We start from the raw sequence: 23023 nt of genomic DNA, 5'->3' as shown, positions 1-23023 counted from the left end.
TCAGTTGGACTTCGCCGTGATCCACACGGTGATGGCGACGAGTGCGCCGATGCCGAAGATCCAGATGAACAGACCCTCCGAGACGGGGCCGAGGGATCCGAGATCCATGCCGCCCACCTGAGTCGCCTTCTGCTGGAAGAGCAGCGCCGAGATGATGTCGCGCTTGTCCTCGGGCGTCAGGTTCATGTCGCCGAAGACCGGCATGTTCTGCGGGCCGGTGACCATCGCCGCGTACATGTGCAGGGCGCTGGTCTTCATGAGACCGGGGGCGTACTTGCCCTCGGTCAGCGCGCCGCCGGCGCCGGCGACGTTGTGGCACATCGCGCAGTTGATCCGGAAGAGCTCGGCGCCGTGCGCCACATCGCCCTTGCCGTCGGTGATCTTCTCATCGGGGTAGGTGGGGCCGGGCGCGACCGACTGCACCCAGGCCGCGACGTTCTTGATCTGCTCCTCGGTGAACTGCGGGTGCTTCTGCGGCGCCTGCGGTCCCTGCATCTGCAGCGGCATGCGTCCCGTCGACATCTGGAACTCGACGGCCAGCTCGCCCACGCCGTAGAGGCTGGGACCGGTCGACGTGCCCTGCAGGTTCATGCCGTGGCAGGTCGCGCAGTTCGCCTGGAACAGCTTCTGGCCGTCCTCGGTCGACACCGCGGCGGTGACGGACGCCGGCTCGGTGGCGGCGAACGCCGCGCTCGCACCGGCGTAGACGCCGCCGGTGATCATCAGGCCTGCGCCGATCAGCGCCGCCGCGGCCAGGGGGCTGCGACGGCCGGTACGGCGCTTCTTCTCACGTGCCATGTCGGGAATCCGCTCCGCTTCTTACTTGAGGAAATAGATGACGAAGAACAGCACGATCCAGACGACGTCGACGAAGTGCCAGTAGTAGGACACCACGATCGCGGTCGTCGCCTCCTTGTGCGTGAAGTTCTTGACGGCGAAGGCGCGGCCCAGGGTCAGCAGGAACGCGACCAGGCCGCCGGTGACGTGCAGAGCGTGGAAGCCGGTGGTGATGTAGAACGCAGAGGCGTAGGAGTCGGCCGAGATCGGCATGCCCTCCGCGACGAGCTGCGAGTACTCCCACACCTGGCCGGACACGAAGAACGCGCCCATGATGAAGGTCAGCCAGAACCACGGGACCATGCCCCAGCGCTTGCGGCCCTTGTCGTTCACGGCCGTGTACGGCTGCATGCGCTCGGCGGCGAACACGCCCATCTGGCAGGTGAACGATGACGCCACCAGGACCAGGGTGTTGATCGCGGCGAACGGCACGTTCAGGTGCTCGGTGCGCGAGGCCCAGAGCTCCGGAGAGGTGCTGCGCAGGGTGAAGTAGATCGCGAAGAGTCCCGCGAAGAACATCACCTCACTGCCGAGCCAGACAATGGTTCCCACAGCCACCGGGTTGGGGCGCTTGATCGTTCTCGCCGCCGGGGCATACGTCGCTGAGGTCGTCACCCGTCCATTATGGCCGATCCGCGGGGCCGATTGTCGCACCGGGCCCGGCGGTTCAGCCCGCCCCAGCCTCGGTGCGACCTCGGAACCCGCCGCGAATCCCCTGAGAGACGCGGCATGGCGGGGGAGCGCCGGGATCCTGACCCCGCGATCACGACTGCATCACATCGATAGGATCTCTGGCATGGCGGAAGCTCTGACCTGGCCCGATGTCCTCTCCACCCTGCTCGCCGGACGTGATCTGAGCGTCTACGAGTCCACGTGGGCGATGCGTCAGGTGATGCGCGGCCAGGCCACCGAGGCGCAGCTCGCCGGATTCCTCATCGGCCTCCGCGCGAAGGGGGAGACGATCGACGAGATCGTCGGCTTCCGCGACGCGATCCTCGAGGCGGCGGTGCCCCTGCCGGTCTCCTCGGACGTGCTCGACATCGTCGGCACCGGCGGCGACCGGATCGGGACCGTGAACGTGTCGACGACCGCGGCGATCATCATCGGCGCGACCGGCGTGCCCGTGGTCAAGCACGGCAACCGCGCCGCGAGCTCCTCCTCGGGGTCGTCCGACGTGCTGGGCGCGCTGGGACTGCAGCTCACGCTGGATCCGCAGTCCGTCTCCGAGATCCTCGATCGCACCGGCATCACCTTCGCGTGGGCCGGCGCCTTCCACCCGGGCTTCAAGAACGCGGCAGCGGTGCGCTCGGAGCTGGGCGTGCCGACCGTGTTCAACATGCTCGGCCCGCTCTGCAACCCGGCGCGCGCCGAGGCGAACGCCGTGGGCGTCGCCCAGCTCGACCGCGTCCCGCTGATCACCGGCGTCTTCCGCACGCGCGGCGCCACGGCGCTCGTGTTCCGCGGCGACGACGGGCTCGACGAGCTGACGACCACGGGGCACAGCCGGATCTGGGAGGTCACCCGCGGCGACATCCACGAGCATGACCTCGATCCCCGCGATCTCGGCATCCCGCTCGCCGAGCTCGAGGACCTCATCGGAGGCTCGCCCGAGCACAACGCGGGCGTGCTGCGCCGCACGCTGGAGGGCGAGCGTGGGGCCGTCCGCGACATCGTGCTGCTGAACGCCGCGGCCGGCATCGTGGCGTACGAGCTGTCGCACGACGCCGCGCAGGCGCAGGTGCCGATCGTGCAGCGTCTGCGCGACGCGCTCACGAAGGCCGAGGCCGCCGTGGACGACGGGAGCGCGCTGGCCAAGCTCGACGCCTGGGTGGCGGCGTCGCGGGAGCTCGCCGCGAGCTGACGGCGGGAGGCCGGGATGGATCCGCAGGAGGCGCTGCTCGAGATCGCGAGGCTGCTGGAGCGCGAGCGCGCGTCGAGGTACCGGGCGAAGGCGTTCCGCGCCGCGGCGGCGACGTACGAGGCCCTTCCCGACGACGCGAGGCAGGACCTGGGGCGGATCCAGCAGGCCAAGGGGATCGGCGCGTCGACGTTCGAGGTGATCCGGCAGGCCCTCGCCGGCGAGACGCCGTCGTACCTGGTGGAGCTGCGCCGCGAGGTCGAGCCGGAGATCGTCTCCGAGCTGCGCTCCCGGCTGCGCGGCGATCTGCACGCGCACACCGAGTGGTCGGACGGGACGACGCCGATCGCGGCGATGGCGGACGCGGCGCGGGCGCTGGGCCACGAGTACCTCGCCATCACCGACCACTCGCCGCGTCTCCGTGTCGCGCGAGGCCTGACCGCGGAACGGCTGCGCACCCAGATCCCCGAGGTGCGCGCGCTCAGCGGAGACGGCCTGACCCTGCTCGCGGGGATCGAGGTCGACATCCTCGAAGACGGACGCCTGGATCAGGAGGACGCCCTGCTCGGCGAGCTCGACGTGGTGGTCGCCTCCGTGCACTCCAAGCTCGCCATGGAGCCGGGGCCGATGACCAGGCGCATGATCGCCGCGGTGTCGGATCCGCGCGTCAGCGTGCTCGGGCACGTCACGGGGCGGCTCGTGCAGGGGGAGCGGGGCACGCGGCCGCCGTCGAGGTTCGACGCCCGCGCGGTCTTCGAGGCGTGCGCCGAGCACGGTGTCGCGGTCGAGATCAACTCCCGCCCGGAACGGCAGGATCCGCCCGACGAGCTCATCGCGATCGCGCTCGAGGCGGGCTGCCTCTTCTCGATCGACTCCGATGCGCATGCTCCCGGGCAGCTGTCCCTCCTGGACCACGGCGCGCAGCGCGCGGAACGTGCAGGGGTCCCCGCGGAGCGGATCGTCACCACGTGGGGGCTCGAGCGACTGCGGCGCTGGGCCGGCTGAGCCCATCCGAGCGACGGGCGGGCGTCAGGCGGTGCGCTCGAGGGCTTCGAGCGCGCGCGCCATCGACGTGCCGAGGTTCCACCGCTCGGCGACCGCGACCGCACCGGCGGTCTCCGCGGCGTCCAGGGGGCGCAGGGCGTCGGTCGGCACCGAGATCGGGAGTGCCGTGGCGACGCGCACGACGGCCGGAGCCACATCCAGGTAGTCGGACGACGCGAGGATCTTGTTCGCCACGCCGGCGGACATGCCCGTCGCCGTCTCGGCGGCGGTGCGGATCGCGGGGAGGTCCCCGTGCACGGCCAGGAGGTTGGCCGCCGTCTTCTCGCCCACCCCGGCGACGCCGGGGAGTCCGTCCGAGGCGTCGCCGCGCATCGTGGCGAAGTCGGCGTACTGGCTCGGCAGCACGCCGTACTTCGTGACGACCGTCTCCTCGGTGACCGTCTCCAGGTTGCTCATCCCGCGGGCCGTGTAGATCACGCGCACCGCGCGGCCGTCGTCGACGAGCTGGAACAGGTCGCGATCTCCGGTGACGATGTCGACCGGCATTCCCGCGATCGTCGCCAGGGTGCCGATCACGTCGTCGGCCTCGTGCTCCGCGACGCCGATGATCGGGATCCGCAGCGCGCCCAGGGCCTGTCGGATGATCGGGATCTGCGCCTCGAGGGGGTCCGGCACCTCCTCGACGTCGGCGCCGCCCGGGACGACCTCGACCACCCGGTGCGCCTTGTAGCTGGGGATGAGGTCGACGCGCCACTGCGGGCGCCAGTCGTCGTCCCAGCATGCGACGAGATGCGTGGGGCGATAGGCGCCGACCAGTTTCGCGATCATGTCGAGAAGGCCGCGTGCCGCGTTCACCGAGGTGCCGTCAGGAGCCTTGACCGCATCGGGCACCCCGTAGAACGCACGGAAGTACAGGCTGGCGGTGTCGAGCAGGAGCAGCTTCGGAGCGGCGTCGGTCATGCCCACAGTCTGCCAGGCGGGGGCACGCGGCTGTCGGAACGCGGGCCGCACGACGCCCGGGGGCCGGGTGATGCTCCGGGAACACCGTGCCCGGAGTCCGTGTTGCATCCGCTGTGCGCAGAGTCCGCCACGCCGCCTGATCCGCCTGCGAATGCGGTTTCCGCAGCTCACGGCGACCTGATAGCATGAACTGTCACCCGTGGGGGCTTCCTCACGTGTGCGTGACGAACAACACACATCCATTTCGCCGCGACGCGATCCTGTGCTCCCTGAGGAGCGCGCGTCGTGGCCCGAGTATCCATCAACAAGGACAACCCACTACATGACTACCGCAACGGCCGCCCCGGCCACCAAGCAGGTCGCGATCAACGACATCGGATCTGCCGAGGACTTCCTGGCTGCGGTCGAGAAGACTCTGAAGTTCTTCAACGACGGCGACATCATCGAGGGCACGATCGTCAAGATCGACCGCGACGAGGTGCTGCTGGACGTCGGCTACAAGACCGAGGGCGTCATCCCCTCGCGCGAGCTGAGCATCAAGCACGACGTCGACCCCAACGAGGTCGTCTCCGTCGGCGACCAGGTCGAGGCCCTCGTCCTCCAGAAGGAGGACAAGGAAGGCCGTCTGATCCTGTCCAAGAAGCGCGCCCAGTACGAGCGCGCCTGGGGCGACGTGGAGAAGATCAAGGAGAACGACGGCGTCGTCACCGGTCAGGTCATCGAGGTCGTCAAGGGTGGACTCATCGTCGACATCGGCCTCCGCGGCTTCCTGCCGGCCTCGCTCATCGAGCTGCGCCGCGTCCGCGACCTCACGCCGTACCTCGGCCAGGAGCTCGAGGCCAAGATCCTCGAGCTCGACAAGAACCGCAACAACGTGGTCCTCTCGCGCCGCGCCCTGCTCGAGCAGACGCAGTCCGAGTCGCGCACCACGTTCCTCAACAACCTGCACAAGGGCCAGGTCCGCAAGGGCGTCGTCTCGTCGATCGTCAACTTCGGTGCGTTCGTCGACCTCGGCGGCGTGGACGGCCTCGTGCACGTCTCCGAGCTGTCCTGGAAGCACATCGAGCACGCCTCCGAGGTCGTCGAGGTGGGCCAGGAGGTCACCGTCGAGATCCTCGAGGTCGACCTCGACCGCGAGCGCGTCTCCCTGTCGCTGAAGGCGACGCAGGAGGACCCGTGGCAGGTCTTCGCCCGCACCCACGCCATCGGCCAGGTCACCCCGGGCAAGGTCACCAAGCTCGTCCCGTTCGGTGCGTTCGTCCGCGTCGCGGACGGCATCGAGGGCCTCGTGCACATCTCCGAGCTGTCCAGCAAGCACGTCGAGCTGGCCGAGCAGGTCGTCTCGGTGGGCGAAGAGGTGTTCGTCAAGGTCATCGACATCGACCTCGAGCGTCGCCGCATCTCGCTGTCGCTGAAGCAGGCCAACGAGTCGGTCGACCCGTACGGCACCGAGTTCGACCCGGCTCTGTACGGCATGCTCGCCGAGTACGACGAGAACGGCGAGTACAAGTACCCGGAGGGCTTCGACGCCGAGACCGGTGCGTGGAAGGAAGGCTTCGACGCCCAGCGCGAGGCTTGGGAGCAGGAGTACGCCGCTGCCCAGGCTCGCTGGGAGGCGCACAAGGCTCAGGTGCTCAAGGCCGCCGAGGCCGAGGCTGCCGCGGGCGACGACTTCGGGGGCGCGCAGTCGTTCTCGAGCGAGTCCACCGGCGCCGGCACGCTCGCCGACGACGAGGCTCTCGCGGCTCTCCGCGAGAAGCTCTCGGGCGGCAACGCGTAAGCATCGCCTCATCGGAACGGGCCGTCACCTCGCCTTCGGGCGGGTGGCGGCCCTTTCCGCATCCTCGACGCGCCTCCCGTCGGAGCGACGCCGCCGGCATGTGAGGATGGAGCACATGGATCCGCTCCTGCCGCGTCCCCCTCGCGGCACGCGAATGCGGATCCTCGCCCCATGAGCTTCGCGGGTCACGCGCCCGGTTCCGCGGAGTACCGGCGGCTGATCCTCGGACTGTTCTTCGCTGGAGTCGCGACCTTCGCGCAGCTCTACGCGCCCCAGGCCGTGCTGCCTCAGATGGCCCGCGATCTCGCGATCCCGCCGGCCACCGCGGCGCTGAGCGTCTCGGCCGCGACCCTGGGGCTCGCCGCCTCGGTCATCGGCTGGTCGGTCGTCGCCGACCGCGTCGGACGCGTGCCGGTGATGGCGGTCGGAGTGATCGCTGCGACGGTGCTGGGCCTGCTCGCTCCCTTCAGCGGGAACATCGTCGTGCTGCTCGTGGTGCGCGGCGCCGAGGGTGTGGCCCTGGGCGCGGTCCCCGCCGTCGCGCTGGCCTACCTCGCGGAGGAGGTGGGGCCGCGTCACGCCGCGGCGGCCGCAGGCAGCTACATCGCCGGCACGACCGTCGGCGGCCTCGCGGGGCGCATCGTCTCGGGCCTCGTGGCGGAAGGCGGCGGGTGGCGCGCCGGGGTGTGGACGGCGACCGGGCTCTGCGCGGTGGCGGCCGTGCTGTTCCTGTGGCTGGCGCCGCGCTCGCAGGGGTTCGTCCCACGGATCCCGGGGAGGGAGCGCGGCGCAGGTGTCCCGGCACGCCTGCGTCGCCTGCTGCGCTCGCCTCGCCAGCTCGCGCTCTACGCGCAGGGGTTCCTGCTCATGGGGGCCTTCGTCGCCGTGTACAACTATCTGGGCTTCCACCTCGCCGCGCCGCCGTTCGCCCTGCCGGCCTGGTTCGTGACGCTGCTCTTCCTCGCGTATCTCGCCGGCACGTTCTCCTCACCCTGGGCCGGCGTGCTCGCCTCCCGCATCGGGCGGTATCCGGTGCTGCTGGGCGCGATCGCCGTCATGGCGTGCGGAGCGCTGCTCCTGCTGGCGTCGAGCACGATCGCGGTGCTCGCCGGCCTGCTGCTGTTCACCGCGGGCTTCTTCGGCGCGCACGCGGTGGCATCGGGGTGGACCTCGGTCGCCACGGAGGCCGACAGCCGCGCCCAGGCGTCGTCCCTCTACTACTTCGCCTACTACGCCGGATCGAGTCTGTTCGGCTGGATCCTGGGAGTCGTGTTCGGCTCCGCGGGATGGGCGTGGTTCGCGGCGATCGTCATCGCGATGTGCGCTCTGGCCGCGCTGGCCGCCGCCTCCGCCCTGCGCGACGCCGACCCGTCACGGCGGTGATCCCGCGCGCACGGCGCCCGCCGGCACCGTGCGAGACTGGCAGCATGCCCCTCATCGCACTCACCGGCGGGATCGCGTCGGGCAAGTCCACGATCGCCGCCCGGCTGGCGGAGCACGGCGCCGTCGTCGTCGATGCCGATCGGATCGTCCGCGACGTGCAGGCACCGGGCTCCCCGGTGCTCGACCGCATCGCCGCAGAGTTCGGCGAGGATGTGATCCGGGCCGATGGCGAACTGGACCGTGCCGCGCTCGGCGCACGGGTGTTCGGCGACGCTGAGGCCCTCGGCCGGCTCAACGCGATCGTCCATCCCGCCGTCAAGGCCGAGTCGCAGCGCCGCTTCGCGGCCGCGCGGGATGCGGATCCTGCGGCGGTCGTGGTCTACGACGTGCCCCTGCTCGTCGAGGCGCGGGTCGACGATCCCTGGGATCTGATCGTCGTCGCCGACGCACCGGCCGCGGAGCGCGAGGAGAGGCTCGTGCGTGAGCGCGGCCTCGATCGTGCCGAGGCGCGCAAGCGCATCGCCTCGCAGGTCTCCGACGAGAAGCGCCGGGAGATCGCGGACGTCGTCATCGACACCGCGGGCAGCCTCGACGACACGCTCCGGCAGACGGACGGCCTCTGGCGTCGCCTGAGCGCGGGGGAGACTGCGTGACGGATCTGCTCGCGGCATACGATGCGCAGCTGCGCGGGGAGGCCGAGCTCCAGGGGGCCGACGACGTGCAGACGATCGGCCCGGTGTCGGTCGGGATCTTCCCCGGCGGAGCCGGCTTCGCGAGCTATCGAGACCTGGACGGGCTCGGCGAGCGCCGGATCCGGTCCCTCGTCGTCCAGGTCAGGGAGCACTTCACCCGGCACCCGGCCGTGCGCACGGCGGAGTGGAAGACACGCGGGCACGACGTCGCGCCCGGGCTCGACGCGGCCCTGCGCGACGCAGGGTTCGAGCCAGAGGAGACGGAGTCGGTCATGCTGGGCGAGGCGGCGGCGCTCGCGGCCGATCTGTCCCTGCCGGACGGGGTCGTCCTGCGCGAGATCCGTGACGCCGGGGACATCCGCGCGATGGAGCAGATGGAGGCGGCCGTCTTCGGACACGGCGACGGGGAGGCCAGGGCGGAGCACATGATCGAGCGGCTCGCCGAGGGGGAGGACGTCGTCCTCTGGATCGCGGAGGCCGGCGGACGCGTGATCAGCGCCGGGCGCCTGGAGCCGGTGGCGGGCACGGAGTTCGCGGGCATCTGGGGAGGTGCGACCGTTCCGGAGTGGCGCGGGCGCGGCGTCTACCGCGCGCTCACCGCGAAGCGCGCGCAGGCGGCGCTGGCACGGGGGCTGCGGTTCCTGCACTCGGACTCCACCGAGTTCTCCCGTCCCATCCTGGAACGCTCCGGCATGCGTCGGTTCACGACCACCACCCCGTGGGTGTGGACGCGGGAGGCGACCGGCTAGTCCCCGGTCGCCGTCGTCCTCCGCCGGCGGGTGCGCCGTCGCACGAGCACGACGACGGCGACGATCAGGCCCACGAGCAGCGCGGCGGCGAGGAGCGGCACGAGGATCGCGGCCGCGGCGAGGACGAACGACACGACGTCCTCCGCGGTGCTCAGCGCGGGCGCGGCGATCCCTGCGGTCGCGGTGTTCGCCGCGACGCGACCCGTCGCCTTCACGACGTGCACCGCCAGCGCGATGAGGACTCCCGCGACGATCGGGATCCAGGCGTGCGTGGAGAAGAAAGTCCCTGGATCGTCGACGGCGACGGTCTGCGCGCTCGCGCCCGCCCCGAAAGCGATGCCGCCCGCCGCGGGCCGGATGATGCTGTGCACGATGTCGTTCAGCGAGTCGAGTGCCGGGATCTTGTCCGCGACGATCTCCAGCACGAGCAGGAGGCCGATGATCCAGAGCGCGAGATCGCTGCTCAGCCAGCTCCATCCCGCGGGGAGCGTGACGGCGGGGAGCAGGCGAGCCGCGAGTCCGAGCAGGAACAGGGGGATCCACGCGTTCAGGCCCGCGGCCGCGGCGAGACTGGATCCGATCACGAACTCGATCACGGCACCACTGTAGGGGTGGGGGCAGCCGGCGCGCCCCCGATCGCGCGTCGCTCACTGTCCGGAGCGTGTCTACGAGTGGAGAAACCAACCGATCGGACAGTTTGTACGGATGGTTTGCAATATTCGCCGCGATCGTATATCTTCGTCGGTGGGGCAGTGCGGGGAAGCGCTGTGGGGACAATGGGGAAAAGCTCTGGGGAACTCTGGGGGCTGGACGCACTGCGTCTCCGTCGCGCGCATCGAACCCGCGACGTGCGCGATCTCGGTATCTGAGCTGTGGGCTCAACCGATATCTGGAGTGCAACAGAATGACTGACCTCAAGAGCGGCCTCTCGCGCCGCACCGTGATCAAGGGGGCCGCGTGGTCGGTGCCCGTCATCGCCGTCGCGGCGGCCGCGCCGATGGCTGCGGCGAGCACCACCCCGAACAGCGTCGGATCGCTCGTCGAGTCCTCGCCGAACGTGAAGGACACCGTCCTGTCGGCCTCTTCGTCCCGCGTCGAGTCCTGTTTCCCCGCCAACACGTTCTCCGCGCCGTTCAACCTGATCGCCACGATCACGTACGACAACAGCGACCCTGCGTTCTCGCTCGCCGGCAGCACCGTCACCTCGGCGGGCAGCGTGTGGACGGTCGCCAGCCGGTCCGCGACGTCCGTGACGCTCACCGCCACGCAGACGGTGACCTGCTTCGTCGGGATCACCGGCTTCGACCTGGCCTACAACGCCGGCTCCGCGGTGCCGCCGCTGAACTCGCTGACGCTGAACATCTCGGGCGTGAGCACGGACGGCACGCTGAAGATCGACGGACTCGTGTCGGCGCTCGACGGCGGCCCGGTGGTCGGGCCCAAGGTGCACGACGCCTGAGTCTGCTCTGCGAGGGGCTTCCGGCGCCGATGTCGGAAGCCCCTCGTAGTGTTAAGGGATGCAACCCACACGTTCGGTCCGGCCGTTCGAAGTCGTCTCGGAGTACGCGCCCGCGGGAGATCAGCCGCAGGCGATCGCCGAGCTTGCGGCGCGCATCAACGCCGGTGAGACCGACGTGGTGCTGCTCGGCGCCACGGGAACGGGAAAGTCCGCGACGACAGCCTGGCTCATCGAGCAGGTGCAGCGGCCCACGCTCGTCCTCGCGCACAACAAGACGCTCGCCGCCCAGCTCGCGAACGAGTTCCGCGACCTCATGCCGAACAACGCGGTCGAGTACTTCGTCTCGTACTACGACTACTACCAGCCCGAGGCGTACGTGCCGCAGACGGACACCTTCATCGAGAAGGACTCGTCGGTCAACGCCGAGGTCGAGCGCCTGCGCCACTCGACGACGAATTCACTCCTCAGCCGCCGCGACGTAGTGGTCGTCTCGACCGTCTCGTGCATCTACGGTCTCGGTGCTCCCGAGGAGTACCTGCGCGCGATGGTGGCGCTGCAGGTGGGGGAGCGGTACGACCGCGACGCTCTCATCCGCCAGTTCATCGCCATGCAGTACAACCGCAACGACGTCGACTTCTCCCGCGGGAACTTCCGCGTGCGCGGCGACACCATCGAGATCATCCCGGTCTACGAGGAGCATGCGATCCGCATCGAGCTGTTCGGCGACGAGATCGAGGCGCTGTACTCGCTGCACCCGCTGACCGGTGAGGTGATCGCGAAGCTCGACTCCGTGCCGATCTTCCCGGCGTCGCACTATGTGGCCGGCACCGACGTGGTGCAGCGTGCGATCGGCCAGATCGAGGACGAGCTCACGGAGCGCCTCGCAGAACTCGAGCGGCAGGGCAAGCTGCTGGAGGCGCAGCGACTGCGCATGCGGACGACGTTCGATCTCGAGATGCTGCAGCAGCTCGGCTTCTGCTCCGGCATCGAGAACTACTCGCGGCACATGGACGGCCGCGAGGCCGGAGAGCCGCCGCACACCCTGCTCGACTTCTTCCCCGACGACTTCCTGCTCGTCATCGACGAGTCGCACGTCACCGTGCCGCAGATCGGCGCGATGTACGAGGGCGACGCGTCGCGCAAGCGCACTCTCGTCGACCACGGCTTCCGGCTGCCGAGCGCCCTGGACAACCGCCCGCTGCGATGGGATGAGTTCACCAAGCGCATCGGGCAGACCGTCTACCTCTCCGCGACGCCGGGGAAGTACGAGATGGGCATCGCAGACGGCGTGGTCGAGCAGATCATCCGGCCGACGGGCCTCGTCGATCCCGAGATCGTGGTGAAGCCGTCGAAGGGGCAGATCGACGATCTGCTCGAGGAGATCCGGATCCGGGTCGCGCGGGACGAGCGCGTGCTGGTCACCACCCTCACCAAGAAGATGGCGGAGGAGCTGACCGACTTCCTCGGCGAGCACGGGGTCCGCGTGCGCTATCTGCACTCGGACGTCGACACGCTGCGACGCGTGGAGCTGCTCACCGAACTCCGAGCCGGCGTCTACGACGTCCTGGTCGGCATCAACCTGCTCCGGGAAGGACTCGACCTGCCCGAGGTGTCGCTCGTCGCGATCCTCGACGCAGACAAGGAGGGCTTCCTCCGCAGCGGCACCTCGCTCATCCAGACGATCGGCCGCGCCGCCCGCAACGTGTCGGGCCAGGTGCACATGTATGCCGACACGGTCACCGACTCGATGGCGAAGGCGATCGAGGAGACCGAGCGGCGGCGGGAGAAGCAGATCGCGTACAACACCGCCAACGGCATCGATCCGCAGCCGCTGCGCAAGCGTATCGCCGACATCACCGATGTGCTCGCGCGCGAAGGCGCCGACACGGCCGAGCTGCTGTCCAAGCGTACGAAGTCGGGCCGGGGCAAGTCGCCGACGCCGAATCTGCGCCGCGAAGGCATCGCCGCCGAGGGTGCGATCCAGCTGGAGGAGACGATCGCGGATCTCTCCTCGCAGATGCTCGCCGCGGCGGGTGAGCTCAAGTTCGAGCTCGCAGCGCGACTGCGTGACGAAGTGCAGGACCTGAAGAAGGAGCTGCGCGCGATGGAGCGGGCGGGACACGCCTGAGGCGTGTCTGAGCGCGCAAGGCGACGCTGAGGAAGGCGGGAGCATGGCGGATCCGGCGGTCGTCGAGCTGGCGGACCGCATCCGCGCGCTGCTCGGCGGTGAGGGCGAGATCGAGGAGCGGGCGATGTTCGGCAGTCGCGCCTTCCTGAGCGAAGGCCGGATCCTCGTCGGCGCGCGCAAAGGCGGCACGCTGCTCGTGCGGGTCGCGGCGGAGCGCGCGGCCGCCCTGATCACCGAGCCCGGAGTGTCGCGCGCGGTGATGGGGGCGCGCACGATGAGCGACAACTGGCTCGACGTCTCAGCCGAGGCCGTCGCCGACGACGCGGCGCTCATGGGCTGGATCGACCTCGCCCGCGAGGACGCGGAAGGCGTCTGACGGGCAGGTCCGGCGGCTGCTGCGTGCTCAGGGGCAGTGCATGAGCGGTTTCGGCCCGCTGCGGTCGATCTCGTGCGCCGTCATCGGTGCGCCGCACAGCGGGCAGCCGCGCTGAGCGCGCTCGGCGTCGGACGGCGGCGGCGTCGCCTCATACGGGCCGACGGAAGCCGGACCGGCGAACCGGATGAGGTTCGTGTTGATCCAGGCGTAGAGTCCACCCGCATCACGGATGCGCTGGCGGAGCGGCGTGTGCTCGGTCGGAGTGTTCACCATGATCATTAGTGTACTAACGATTAGGGCAGTTTGGTACCATCGGATCCGTGAGCGAGACCACGACCGACGACCTTCTCCGGCTGGACAACCAGCTGTGCTTCGCGCTCGTGACCGCAGCCCGCAACGTGGTGGCGGTGTACCGCCCGATCCTCGAGCCGCTCGGCCTGACGCATCCGCAGTACCTCGCGATGCTGGCGCTCTGGGAGGAATCGCCGCGCTCGCTCGGGGATCTGGCTGCGGCCCTCGCCATGGAGCCGGCGACCGCCTCGCCCCTGGTCAAGCGGCTGGAGGCGGACGGCCTCATCGAGCGGCGGCGCAGCAGCGCGGATGAGCGCCGGCTCGACATCGCGCTCACTCCGAAGGGCGTCGCGCTCCGGGCCAAGGCAGTGGACGTCCCTCGCCAGGTCATGGCGCGGCTCGGCATGACGGTGCCGGAGGTCGAAGCGGTCCGCGACGCTCTGACCCGGTTCGCGGGCGCCGTCGACCTCTGAGCCCGAGGCGCCGACCTGACACGGCGTCGCACGGCCGGGCCGACCGCCGCATAGGGTGAGGACATGGTCCACGACGACCGGCGTCTGCGGTCGCTCCCGCTCCCGGGAGCGCTGGCGCTCGTGGTGCTCGTGACCGTGCTGCTCATGGCCATCGCCTCGCTCCAGGGCGTGCCCCAGTTCGGCAACCTCCTGCTCGATCGCAGGCCTCCGGCGCCCACCCCGTCGTCCGGCGGACAGACGGCGGGGCCGTCGATCGGTCAGCGGCTGCCGGATCTCCCGCTGCTCGCGGCCATCGCATCGGTCATCGCGATCGTGATGGCAGTCGTCGGGCTGCTGCTGCTCGGCTGGCTGTTGTGGCGCGTGGTCCGGGCGCTCTGGGCGGCGCGTCCGCTGGGTCGCCAGGAGGGCGGCGCGGTCGATGTCGGCCAGCCTGCGATGGCCTCCGACGACAGCGTCGACGCCGGTGCGATCCGGGACGCCGCCGTCGACGCGCAGCAGGCGATCGACGAGCACCGGGATCCGAGCGATGCGATCGTCGCCGCCTGGGTGGAGCTGGAGCAGGCGTCCGCACGCGCCGGCCGGGCGAGGGCCGAGTCGGAGACGCCCGGCGAGTTCACCGTGAGGATCCTGCGGCGACGCCCCGGACGTGATGCTGAGGTGGAGACGCTGCTGGCCCTCTACGAGTCGGTGCGGTTCGGCGGGGTGCCCGCAGACGAGCGGGCGCGCGCCGCCGCGCGACGATGCCTCGCCGCCATCGAGGAGGAATGGCGATGAGGCGTCCGATCGTGATGACGGCGGTCTGGATCGTCCTCGGCGTCCCCGTCGTGCTGTTCCTCGGCTTCCTCGGAGTGCCGCTCGTCTTCGGGGCGGCGTGGATCCTCGTCTTCGCCGCGGCGCTGCTGATCGCACGGCAGAGCTTCCTCGATGAGGCGGGTCCCTGGCCGCCGGCGCCGCCGCAGCCGCTGCAGCGGGGATCGGAGGTCGCTCGGCTCGCCTGGTCGATCGACACCCGTACAGGGATGGTCGGGCCGTCGCTCCGTCGCCGGATCACTGCGCTCGCCGAACGCCGTCTGCGCGAGCACGGACTCCCGCCGGAGACGGCGGACCCGGCCGACGTGGACGCCGTTCTCGGCGCCGGAGCGCATGCGGCCCTGACCGGACCGGTCCTGCGCCGTGAAGACCTCGAGAGCCTGCTGCGCGCTCTTGAGCAGCCCCTCGTCCCTTCGACCCAGGAGAGCCCATGACCTCGGAGCAGACCGGCGACGACATCACCGACATCACGCGGACGGCCGCGCAGATCCTCGACCGCGTGCGCGCGGTGGTGGTCGGCATGGACGAGCCGCTCACCCTGGCGCTCGCCACGATCCTCGCGGGGGGCCACGTGCTGTTCGAGGACGTCCCCGGCCTGGGCAAGACCCTTGCCGCCCGCAGCCTCGCGGCCGCCCTGGGGCTGGAGTTCCGCCGGCTGCAGTGCACGCCCGACATGCTGCCCGGCGACGTCACCGGGTCGTTCGTCTACGCGCCGGACACGGGGGACTTCCGGTTCCGGCCGGGGCCGATCTTCACCGGCCTGCTGCTCGCCGACGAGATCAACCGCACCACCCCGAAGACGCAGTCCGCGATGCTCGAGGCCATGGCCGAGCGTCAGGTGACGGTCGAGGGCCGACGCTATCCGCTCCCCGAGCCCTTCCACGTGATCGCGACCTCGAACCCCATCGAGTACGAGGGCACCTTTGCGCTGCCCGAGGCTCAGCTGGACCGCTTCATGGTGCGACTGGCCGTGGGGTACCCCGTCCAGGAGGACGAGGTGGGGATCGTCGCCCAGCGCATCCGGCGCCGGCGTGAGCACGCCGAGGTGGACGCGGTCATCGACGCGGAGGAGCTGTGGCGGATCCAGGCGGCCGTCGAACGGATCCATGTCGAGGCGGATCTCATCCGCTACGCGGTGGCGCTCGCCCGGGGCACCCGCACGGCGCAGAACGTCGCGGTCGGGGCGTCGCCACGAGGGTCTCAGGCGCTGATCCTGCTCGCGCGTGCCGTCGCGGCGATCGAGGGGCGCGGGTACGTGCGGCCCGACGACCTCAAGCGCGTCGCCGTCCCTGTGCTGGCCCACCGCCTCACGCTGACGCCCCAGGCATGGGCGCAGGGAGTGGATCCGGCGACCGTCGTCGCGGGCGTCGTCGGGACGACCCCCGTTCCGCCCACGGTCGCGCGGGAGGGAGCACTCCGCGCATGATCGGCGTGCGCTCGACGAAGGACGCTCCGCTGCACTGGAGGCGGACGCCCGTTCCCGCGTCGGCGCTCGCCGGTGCGGTTCTCCTCGCCGGCGCGGGCCTCGTGCTGGGCCGCCCTGATGTCATCGCGGTGGGCCTCCCGCTCGCCCTCGCCGGCGCCTGGGCTCTGTTCCGGCCTCCGCATGCCGGATCCGTGCAGCTCGCTCTGACGCTCGACGCGGAGCCGGACACCGGCGCCGTGGAGGGGCGGATCGAGGTCGGAGGAGACGCCGAGTGGATCCAGCTCGCGGTCGATCAGGGCGGCGAGCGCACCGGAGCCGTCGAGACGGGACCGGGGGAGGCGGCGACCGCGCGCACGCGGATCCTGCATTCCGGTCCGGGGGAGGCCCTGGCGGTGACCGCTCGTGCCCTGCAGCACGACGCATCGTGGGCGAGCATCCCGCTCCCGCGGGTGGCGGCGATCTGGAACGCCGCCCCGGGAACGCGCCGTGCGGCCGAACTGCCGCTGTCGCCGCGGCTGATCGGTCTGCACGGCGGGCACGAGGGGCGGCGCGGGGGCAGTGGAGGGGACTTCCGCGACATCCATCCGTTCGGGCCCGGTGACGAGCTGCGCCGGGTGGACTGGCGTGCGACCGCGCGCATGGCGCGGCGTCCGGGAGACCTCCTGGTGCGGCGCACGAACGCCCTCAGCGACAGCGCCGTCGTCGTCGCCCTGGATGCGGTCGACGACCTCGGGGCCGTCGTGGCGACGTGGGGGAGCGGCGCGACGGCGCGCAGCGGGCCCACCTCGATGGATCTCGGGCGTGAAGCGGCCCTGTCGATCGCCGCGTCGGCGATCGACGCCGGGGATCGTGTGGCCTTCCACGCCCTTGCACCCGGCGGGCGCTCGGTGCGGAGCGGCTCCGGCGCACGTCATCTGGAGCGGTTGCGCGGCGTGATCGCCGGCGTCGGCGCAGACGGCGACGGCACGCGGTACCGGCGCACCCCGCCGGTGCCGCCGGGGTCGATCGTCTTCATCCTGTCGACCTTCTCCGACGGGGCGGCGGCCGACCTCGCACTGCGCTGGAGCGCGAGTGGGCAGGCCGTGGTCGCCGTCGACGTGCTGCCTCCTCCGCGGACCGAGCGCCTGACAGCCGTGCAGACCCTCGCGATGCGGACCCTCCTGCTCGAGCGCGCCGGCGTCCTCCAGGACCTTCGGGGCGCCGGGGTGGAGGTCGTCGCGTGGTCGGCGGAGGACGCGGCGACGGACCTGAGGATCGCGGCCCGCCGGATGCAGCGGGAACGCGGGCGGAGGGCGGGACGATGACGCACGCTCATGAGCTGCGGGTTCCGGGGTCGATGCCGGCGCCGGTGCTGCGGGTGGGCGCGGCGGGGCTGATCGTCGGCGGCGTGCTGCTGCTGAACCCTTATCCGATGTGGTGGACGATCGCGGTCCTCTCCGCACTGCTCTCGGTGCTGATCCCGCGAACGATGGGGTCGTGGGTCGCCATCGCCTGTCTGGCGATGGGGGTGGTCCTGACCGAGCCGTCCGCGGTGCGCACCGCGCTGGCCGTGCTGCTGGTGCACGTCGCGCACGTCGTCGCGTCCTGGGCCTGGGCGGTGCCGTGGCACTCGCGGATCCGGCTCCGCGTGCTGCTCCCCGGCGTGCGGCGGCTGCTCGTGATCCAGGCGATCGCGCAGACGGTGGCGGCGGCGGTCGTGCTGGCCGTTCCGCCCCTGCACGGCCCGGGGTTCTCCTGGCTGGCACCGCTCGGCGCGGCGGTGCTCGCGGGTGCGAGCGCGACCGTGCTGCGGCTGTCCACGGTCGCCGGACCGGATCCGGCGAGCACCGACGATCCGGCGACCGGCGCCAATGTCGGAGGCCGCTCCTAGACTTGACGGGTGCCGATCGTACCCGTAACCAGCCCCGGAAGACTCAGCGTCCGAGGCGCTCGTGTCCACAACCTCCGCAACGTCGACCTCGAGATTCCGCGCGACTCCCTGGTCGTCTTCACCGGGCTGTCCGGATCCGGGAAGTCGAGCCTCGCGTTCGACACGATCTTCGCCGAGGGGCAGCGCCGCTACGTCGAGTCGCTGAGCGCCTACGCCCGCCAGTTCCTGGGACAGGTCGACCGTCCCGACGTCGACTTCATCGAGGGGCTCAGCCCCGCTGTGTCCATCGACCAGAAGTCGACGAACCGGAACCCGCGCTCCACGGTGGGCACCATCACCGAGATCTACGACTACATGCGCCTGCTCTGGGCGCGCATCGGGGTGCCGCACTGTCCGCAGTGCGGCGAGCGCATCCAGCGCCAGACCGTGCAGCAGATCGCCGATCAGCTCATGGAGCTGCCCGAGCGCACCCGCTATCAGATCGTCGCTCCCGTCGTCAGCCAGAAGAAGGGGGAGTTCGTCGACCTCTTCCGCGAGCTCGGGGCGAAGGGCTACGCACGCGCGATCGTCGACGGCGAGCTCGTGCAGCTGGCCGAGCCTCCCGTGCTGAAGAAGAGCTACAAGCACGACATCGGCGTGGTGGTCGACCGCCTCGTCGCGGCCCCCGACATCCTGGGTCGCGTCACCGATTCGGTGGAGACGGCGCTGGGACTCGCCGGCGGCGTCGTGCAGGTGAACTTCGTGGACGAGGAGGGCGACGACGCCTGGCAGTCGTTCTCCGAGAAGCTGGCGTGCCCCAACGGGCACCCGATCACGCTCACCGAGATCGAGCCCCGCACCTTCTCCTTCAACGCCCCGTTCGGCGCATGCCCCGCCTGCTCCGGTCTCGGCACCCGGATGTCGGTGGACGTCGACCTCATGCTCGGCGACGAGTCGCTCTCGATCCGCGAGGGTGCCATCATCCCGTGGACGACCCAAGGCAAGGGTCTGTTCCAGTACTACGAGCGGCTGCTCGAGGGCCTGGCGGTGGATCTCGACTTCTCCCTCGACACCCCGTGGCAGGATCTGCACTCCGACGTGAAGGAGGCGGTGCTCCACGGCGAGAACTACAAGGTCACCGTCAAGTGGAAGAACCGCTACGGCCGCGAGATGCGGTACTCGTCGGGGTTCGAGGGCGTGGTGCCCTACATCGAGCGTCAGTACCAGCAGGCTGAGAGCGACACCCAGCGCAGCCGCTGGGGCGAGTACCTGCGCGAGGTGCCCTGCCCGGTGTGCGACGGCGACCGGCTCAAGCCCGAGGTGCTCGCGGTGCGGGTGCACGGGCACTCCATCGCCGAGGTGTCGCACAAGAGCCTCGCCGAGGCGCAGGACTTCATGCAGCGCCTCGAGCTCAGCCCGCGCGAGGCGAAGATCGCCGCGCAGGTGCTGCGCGAGATCCGTCTGCGCCTGGACTTCCTGCTGCAGGTCGGCCTGTCCTACCTCAACCTCAGCCGCTCGGCCGGGTCGCTGTCGGGCGGCGAGGCGCAGCGGATCCGTCTCGCGACGCAGATCGGCTCCGGGCTCACGGGCGTGCTCTACGTGCTCGACGAGCCGTCGATCGGCCTGCATCAGCGCGACAACCGTCGCCTGATCGAGACGCTCCTCACGCTGCGAGACCTCGGCAACACCCTGATCGTCGTCGAGCACGACGAGGAGACCATCGAGGCGGCCGACTGGGTCGTCGACATCGGCCCCGGCGCGGGCGTGAACGGCGGGCTCGTGGTGCACTCCGGTCCGTACGACGCTCTGCTGCGCGAGAAGGGCTCGATGACGGGAGACTACCTCGCAGGTCGTCGTGAGATCGTCACGCCCAGGAAGCGCCGTCGCATCGACCGCAAGCGCATGCTCAGCGTGGTCGGGGCGAAGGAGAACAACCTCCGCAACGTCACGGCCGACTTCCCGCTCGGAGTGCTCACTGCCGTCACCGGCGTGAGCGGGTCCGGCAAGTCCTCGCTCGTGAACGACATCCTGTACCGGGTGCTCGCGTCGCGGTTGAACGGCGCACGCACGGTTCCCGGCAAGCACACCAGGGTGACCGGGCTCGACAACCTCGACAAGGTCGTGCACGTCGACCAGGCGCCGATCGGCCGCACCCCGCGCTCGAACCCCGCCACCTACACGGGCGTCTTCGACCGGATCCGCACGCTCTTCAGCGAGACGCCCGAGGCGAAGGTGCGCGGCTATCAGCCGGGACGGTTCAGCTTCAACGTCAAGGGCGGTCGCTGCGAGGCGTGCTCCGGCGACGGCACGATCAAGATCGAGATGAACTTCCTGCCCGACGTGTACGTCGACTGCGAGGTCTGCCACGGCAAGCGGTACAACCGTGACACCCTGGCCGTCCACTACAAGGGCAAGAACATCGCCGAGGTGCTGGAGATGCCGATCGAGGAGGCGGCGGAGTTCTTCGAGCCGATCCAGGCGATCCACCGCTACATGAAGACCCTGGTCGACGTCGGTCTCGGCTACGTGCGTCTCGGCCAGTCGGCGACCACGCTGTCCGGCGGCGAGGCGCAGCGCGTGAAGCTCGCCACCGAGCTCCAGCGCCGCAGCAACGGCCGGTCGATCTACGTGCTCGACGAGCCGACCACGGGTCTGCACTTCGAAGACGTCCGCAAGCTCCTCGAGGTGCTGAACGGGCTGGTCGACAAGGGCAACACCGTGATCGTGATCGAGCACAACCTCGACGTCATCAAGTCGGCGGACTGGGTGATCGATCTCGGTCCGGAGGGCGGGTCCGGCGGAGGTCAGATCATTGCGACGGGCACGCCGGAGCAGGTGGCGCGCAACGCGGACAGCCACACCGGCGCGTTCCTCGCGGAGATCCTCGACGGCGCCGTCGCCGCAGGGCGTCCCGGCGCGCGGCGGGTGCTCGAGCGCAAGGCGGGCTGATGGCCGCAGAACTCCCGTACAAGCCCAGGCCGGGGGAGATCCCGACGGATCCCGGGGTGTACCGGTTCCGCGATGCGCAGGGGCGCGTGCTCTACGTCGGCAAGGCGAAGAACCTGCGTCAGCGGCTGTCGAACTACTTCGCACCGCTGCGCACGCTCCATGAGCGCACGCGGCGGATGGTCACGACGGCGGCCTCCGTCGAATGGACCGTCGTGCCGACCGACGTCGACTCGCTGCAGCTCGAGTACATGTGGATCAAGGAGTTCGATCCGCCCTTCAACGTGCGCTACAAGGACGACAAGTCGTACCCGTTCATGGCGATCACGCTCGCCGATGAGGCGCCCAGGGTGATCGTCACGCGCAATCGGCGGATCCCGGGGGCGAAGTACTTCGGCCCGTACCCGAAGGTGTGGACCGTCCACGACACGATCGATCAGATGATCAGGGTCTTCCCGATCCGCACCTGCAGCGATGCGAGCTATCGGAAGGCGATGGCGACGGGGCGTCCGTGCTTCCCCGGGCAGATCGGGAAGTGCGGCGGCCCGTGCTCGATGACGGTGACGATCGCAGAGCACCGTGCGATGGTCGACGACTTCATCGCGTTCATGGAGGGCGGTGACGAGCGGTTCACGCGTGACCTCACGCGGCGGATGCACGAGGCGTCGGCCGCGATGGACTACGAGAGCGCCGCGAAGTACCGCGACAGGCTCGCGTCGATCGACGCGGTGCTGGGCCGCAGCGCCCTGGTGCTGCCGCAGGACGAGGACGCGGATCTGTTCGGCGTCGCCGAGGACGAGCTGTCCGCTGCGATCCAGCACTTCGTGATCCGCGGAGGCCGCGTGCGCGGCGTGCGGGCGTCGACCCTCGACAAGGAGATCGACATCTCGGGGGCGGATCTCGTGGACCAGATCCTCCAGCGCGCGTATGGCGAGGCGAGCGGCGATCAGGTCCCGCGACGCGTGCTCGTGCCGTCGCTCCCCGAGGACGCCGCGGAGCTGGAGGAGTGGCTGCGGGAGCGCCGCGGCCGGAAGGTCGAGATCGCCGTCGCGCAGCGCGGTCAGCGTGCGGAGCTCATGCGCACCGCCACCCTCAACGCGCAGCAGGCGCTGATCCGGCACAAGACGCGCCGATCGAGCGATTACACCACCCGCACGCAGGCGCTCACGGATCTGCAGGAGGCGCTCGGACTCGACGAGGCGCCGCTGCGGATCGAGTGCTACGACATCTCGCACCTCGGCGGCACGAACGTCGTCGCATCGATGGTGGTGTTCGAGGACGGACTGCCCCGCAAGGATCAGTACCGCTCCTTCAACATCGCGGAGACCACCGACGACACCGACTCGATCTACCAGGTGCTGCGTCGTCGCCTCGCGCACATCGATGCTCCCGAGGAGCCCGAGGAGGCGCGGCCGGTCGGCGCTCTCCATCAGGCTCAGGAACCGGGCGAGGAGCTGGTCGTCACGGAGCGGCGCAGGCCGCGGTTCGCGTATCCGCCCCAACTGCTGATCGTCGACGGCGGCAAGCCCCAGGTCGAGGCGGCGGCGCGCGCGCTCCGGGATGCCGGACGATCGGACATCGCGCTGTGCGGCATCGCCAAGCGGCTGGAGGAGCTCTGGCTGCCGGGCGACGAGTACCCCGTCATCCTGCCGCGGACCAGCGAGGCCCTCTATCTCGTGCAGCGGCTGCGCGACGAGGCGCACCGCTTCGCGATCACCCACCAGCGCAAGCGGCGCAAGCGCGACATCGCCTCCATCCTGGGCGAGGTCCCGGGTCTGGGCGCCGCGCGGATCAAGTCTCTGCTGCGGCACTTCGGGTCGGTCGCCGCGCTGCGACGGGCCAGTGCCGCGGAGATCCAGGAGGTGCAGGGGATCGGTCCGGCTCTGGCCGAGGCGATCCGGGTGCACCTCGCGTCCGAGGCGGTCCCCGCCAAGGAGCTCGCGATGGCCGGTGCCGGATCCGATTCCGATGCCTCGGCGACCCCGCCTTCTGACTAGGCTG

At 70.5% G+C, this 23023-nt stretch carries 22 protein-coding genes; 17 read left to right on the top strand and 5 right to left on the bottom strand.

Features of this window, described 5'->3' with window-relative positions; all coding sequences use genetic code 11:
• Together qcrC and ctaE are read right to left on the bottom strand one after the other, a co-directional pair.
• Nucleotides 1-798, bottom strand: a complete 798-nt coding sequence (gene qcrC, locus RL72_RS18430; RefSeq protein WP_045252334.1) for a cytochrome bc1 complex diheme cytochrome c subunit — start codon at nt 796-798, stop codon at nt 1-3.
• A 21-nt stretch (nt 799-819) separates the two neighbouring features.
• The gene (gene ctaE / locus RL72_RS18425; protein ID WP_091475785.1) at nt 820-1452 is read right to left on the bottom strand and encodes an aa3-type cytochrome oxidase subunit III; all 633 of its coding nucleotides are present in this window, start codon (nt 1450-1452) and stop codon (nt 820-822) included.
• 181 nt (nt 1453-1633) lie between these two features.
• Between ctaE and trpD the strand changes: the two genes are divergently transcribed.
• Together trpD and RL72_RS18415 are read left to right on the top strand one after the other, a co-directional pair.
• A complete protein-coding gene (gene trpD, locus RL72_RS18420; protein ID WP_045252333.1) occupies nt 1634-2698 on the top strand; it encodes an anthranilate phosphoribosyltransferase in 1065 nt (354 codons plus the stop codon).
• A gap of 15 nt (nt 2699-2713) precedes the next feature.
• The gene (locus RL72_RS18415) at nt 2714-3700 is read left to right on the top strand and encodes a PHP domain-containing protein (protein ID WP_045252332.1); all 987 of its coding nucleotides are present in this window, start codon (nt 2714-2716) and stop codon (nt 3698-3700) included.
• Nucleotides 3701-3724: 24 nt separating this feature from the next.
• Here the strand turns inward: RL72_RS18415 and RL72_RS18410 are convergent, their stop codons facing one another.
• The gene (locus RL72_RS18410; protein WP_045252331.1) at nt 3725-4660 is read right to left on the bottom strand and encodes a 5'-3' exonuclease; all 936 of its coding nucleotides are present in this window, start codon (nt 4658-4660) and stop codon (nt 3725-3727) included.
• Nucleotides 4661-4982: 322 nt separating this feature from the next.
• On the opposite strand from RL72_RS18410, the gene rpsA reads away from it, so the two are divergent.
• The 4 genes from rpsA (at nt 4983) to RL72_RS18390 (ending at nt 9264) form a co-directional block, all read left to right on the top strand.
• Entirely contained in the window at nt 4983-6440 is a 1458-nt protein-coding gene (gene rpsA, locus RL72_RS18405; RefSeq protein WP_045252330.1) for a 30S ribosomal protein S1, read from the top strand.
• 171 nt (nt 6441-6611) lie between these two features.
• Nucleotides 6612-7823 carry an MFS transporter gene (locus tag RL72_RS18400; RefSeq protein ID WP_045252329.1) on the top strand — a complete coding sequence of 404 codons (1212 nt, stop codon included), beginning with the start codon at nt 6612-6614 and terminating at the stop codon, nt 7821-7823.
• Nucleotides 7824-7867: 44 nt separating this feature from the next.
• Nucleotides 7868-8476 (top strand): dephospho-CoA kinase, encoded by a 609-nt coding sequence (gene coaE / locus RL72_RS18395; protein ID WP_045252328.1) that lies wholly within the window; start codon nt 7868-7870, stop codon nt 8474-8476.
• Nucleotides 8473-9264, top strand: a complete 792-nt coding sequence (locus RL72_RS18390; protein WP_045252327.1) for a GNAT family N-acetyltransferase — start codon at nt 8473-8475, stop codon at nt 9262-9264. Before coaE ends, RL72_RS18390 begins: the two co-directional genes overlap by 4 nt.
• On the opposite strand, the gene RL72_RS18385 is transcribed toward RL72_RS18390, so the two are convergent.
• Nucleotides 9261-9860 (bottom strand): DUF4126 domain-containing protein, encoded by a 600-nt coding sequence (locus RL72_RS18385; protein ID WP_045252326.1) that lies wholly within the window; start codon nt 9858-9860, stop codon nt 9261-9263. The two genes, RL72_RS18390 and RL72_RS18385, sit on opposite strands and share 4 nt — an antisense overlap.
• A gap of 308 nt (nt 9861-10168) precedes the next feature.
• On the opposite strand from RL72_RS18385, the gene RL72_RS18380 reads away from it, so the two are divergent.
• From RL72_RS18380 to RL72_RS18370, 3 genes are read left to right on the top strand one after another with little or no spacing between them, the layout of a single operon-like run.
• Nucleotides 10169-10723: a hypothetical protein gene (locus RL72_RS18380; protein WP_045252325.1), complete on the top strand. Its 555-nt coding sequence runs from the start codon at nt 10169-10171 to the stop codon at nt 10721-10723.
• 58 nt (nt 10724-10781) lie between these two features.
• On the top strand, nt 10782-12851 hold the full coding sequence (gene uvrB, locus RL72_RS18375; protein ID WP_045252324.1) for an excinuclease ABC subunit UvrB: 2070 nt from the start codon (nt 10782-10784) through the stop codon (nt 12849-12851).
• Between the two features lie 43 nt (nt 12852-12894).
• A complete protein-coding gene (locus tag RL72_RS18370) occupies nt 12895-13227 on the top strand; it encodes a TfoX/Sxy family protein (RefSeq protein WP_045252323.1) in 333 nt (110 codons plus the stop codon).
• 27 nt (nt 13228-13254) lie between these two features.
• On the opposite strand, the gene RL72_RS18365 is transcribed toward RL72_RS18370, so the two are convergent.
• Entirely contained in the window at nt 13255-13506 is a 252-nt protein-coding gene (locus tag RL72_RS18365; protein WP_045252322.1) for a hypothetical protein, read from the bottom strand.
• A 41-nt stretch (nt 13507-13547) separates the two neighbouring features.
• On the opposite strand from RL72_RS18365, the gene RL72_RS18360 reads away from it, so the two are divergent.
• From RL72_RS18360 to uvrC, 8 genes are all read left to right on the top strand, one after another.
• The gene (locus RL72_RS18360) at nt 13548-13991 is read left to right on the top strand and encodes a MarR family winged helix-turn-helix transcriptional regulator (RefSeq protein ID WP_045252321.1); all 444 of its coding nucleotides are present in this window, start codon (nt 13548-13550) and stop codon (nt 13989-13991) included.
• 63 nt (nt 13992-14054) lie between these two features.
• On the top strand, nt 14055-14765 hold the full coding sequence (locus RL72_RS18355) for a DUF4129 domain-containing protein (protein ID WP_052674499.1): 711 nt from the start codon (nt 14055-14057) through the stop codon (nt 14763-14765).
• Nucleotides 14762-15235: a hypothetical protein gene (locus RL72_RS18350; RefSeq protein WP_156156841.1), complete on the top strand. Its 474-nt coding sequence runs from the start codon at nt 14762-14764 to the stop codon at nt 15233-15235. Before RL72_RS18355 ends, RL72_RS18350 begins: the two co-directional genes overlap by 4 nt.
• Nucleotides 15232-16227 (top strand): AAA family ATPase, encoded by a 996-nt coding sequence (locus tag RL72_RS18345; RefSeq protein ID WP_045252319.1) that lies wholly within the window; start codon nt 15232-15234, stop codon nt 16225-16227. The genes RL72_RS18350 and RL72_RS18345 overlap by 4 nt, the downstream gene beginning before the upstream one ends.
• Entirely contained in the window at nt 16224-17531 is a 1308-nt protein-coding gene (locus RL72_RS18340) for a DUF58 domain-containing protein (RefSeq protein WP_045252318.1), read from the top strand. Before RL72_RS18345 ends, RL72_RS18340 begins: the two co-directional genes overlap by 4 nt.
• Entirely contained in the window at nt 17528-18097 is a 570-nt protein-coding gene (locus RL72_RS18335; RefSeq protein WP_156156840.1) for a hypothetical protein, read from the top strand. The genes RL72_RS18340 and RL72_RS18335 overlap by 4 nt, the downstream gene beginning before the upstream one ends.
• Nucleotides 18098-18106: 9 nt before the next feature.
• Nucleotides 18107-21025: an excinuclease ABC subunit UvrA gene (gene uvrA / locus RL72_RS18330; RefSeq protein WP_045252316.1), complete on the top strand. Its 2919-nt coding sequence runs from the start codon at nt 18107-18109 to the stop codon at nt 21023-21025.
• The gene (uvrC, locus tag RL72_RS18325; RefSeq protein ID WP_082072502.1) at nt 21025-23019 is read left to right on the top strand and encodes an excinuclease ABC subunit UvrC; all 1995 of its coding nucleotides are present in this window, start codon (nt 21025-21027) and stop codon (nt 23017-23019) included. The genes uvrA and uvrC overlap by 1 nt, the downstream gene beginning before the upstream one ends.
• Nucleotides 23020-23023: the final 4 nt, after the last annotated feature.

The organism is Microbacterium azadirachtae (assembly GCF_000956545.1).
Lineage (GTDB): Bacteria > Actinomycetota > Actinomycetes > Actinomycetales > Microbacteriaceae > Microbacterium > Microbacterium azadirachtae.
The sequence above is the reverse complement of the archived record's forward strand: the minus strand, read 5'-3'. Positions and strand labels throughout refer to the sequence as shown.

What these genes read in the sequence shown, in the direction of transcription:
- trpD (WP_045252333.1), top strand. Translation starts at nt 1,634, where the DNA reads ATGGCGGAAGCTCTGACCTGGCCCGATGTCCTCTCCACCCTGCTCGCC.
- qcrC (WP_045252334.1), bottom strand. Translation starts at nt 798, where the DNA reads ATGGCACGTGAGAAGAAGCGCCGTACCGGCCGTCGCAGCCCCCTGGCC.
- RL72_RS18415 (WP_045252332.1), top strand. Translation starts at nt 2,714, where the DNA reads ATGGATCCGCAGGAGGCGCTGCTCGAGATCGCGAGGCTGCTGGAGCGC.
- RL72_RS18410 (WP_045252331.1), bottom strand. Translation starts at nt 4,660, where the DNA reads ATGACCGACGCCGCTCCGAAGCTGCTCCTGCTCGACACCGCCAGCCTG.
- coaE (WP_045252328.1), top strand. Translation starts at nt 7,868, where the DNA reads ATGCCCCTCATCGCACTCACCGGCGGGATCGCGTCGGGCAAGTCCACG.
- RL72_RS18370 (WP_045252323.1), top strand. Translation starts at nt 12,895, where the DNA reads ATGGCGGATCCGGCGGTCGTCGAGCTGGCGGACCGCATCCGCGCGCTG.
- RL72_RS18355 (WP_052674499.1), top strand. Translation starts at nt 14,055, where the DNA reads ATGGTCCACGACGACCGGCGTCTGCGGTCGCTCCCGCTCCCGGGAGCG.
- rpsA (WP_045252330.1), top strand. Translation starts at nt 4,983, where the DNA reads ATGACTACCGCAACGGCCGCCCCGGCCACCAAGCAGGTCGCGATCAAC.
- RL72_RS18365 (WP_045252322.1), bottom strand. Translation starts at nt 13,506, where the DNA reads ATGATCATGGTGAACACTCCGACCGAGCACACGCCGCTCCGCCAGCGC.
- RL72_RS18340 (WP_045252318.1), top strand. Translation starts at nt 16,224, where the DNA reads ATGATCGGCGTGCGCTCGACGAAGGACGCTCCGCTGCACTGGAGGCGG.
- uvrB (WP_045252324.1), top strand. Translation starts at nt 10,782, where the DNA reads ATGCAACCCACACGTTCGGTCCGGCCGTTCGAAGTCGTCTCGGAGTAC.
- uvrC (WP_082072502.1), top strand. Translation starts at nt 21,025, where the DNA reads ATGGCCGCAGAACTCCCGTACAAGCCCAGGCCGGGGGAGATCCCGACG.
- RL72_RS18400 (WP_045252329.1), top strand. Translation starts at nt 6,612, where the DNA reads ATGAGCTTCGCGGGTCACGCGCCCGGTTCCGCGGAGTACCGGCGGCTG.
- RL72_RS18380 (WP_045252325.1), top strand. Translation starts at nt 10,169, where the DNA reads ATGACTGACCTCAAGAGCGGCCTCTCGCGCCGCACCGTGATCAAGGGG.
- RL72_RS18350 (WP_156156841.1), top strand. Translation starts at nt 14,762, where the DNA reads ATGAGGCGTCCGATCGTGATGACGGCGGTCTGGATCGTCCTCGGCGTC.
- RL72_RS18335 (WP_156156840.1), top strand. Translation starts at nt 17,528, where the DNA reads ATGACGCACGCTCATGAGCTGCGGGTTCCGGGGTCGATGCCGGCGCCG.
- RL72_RS18345 (WP_045252319.1), top strand. Translation starts at nt 15,232, where the DNA reads ATGACCTCGGAGCAGACCGGCGACGACATCACCGACATCACGCGGACG.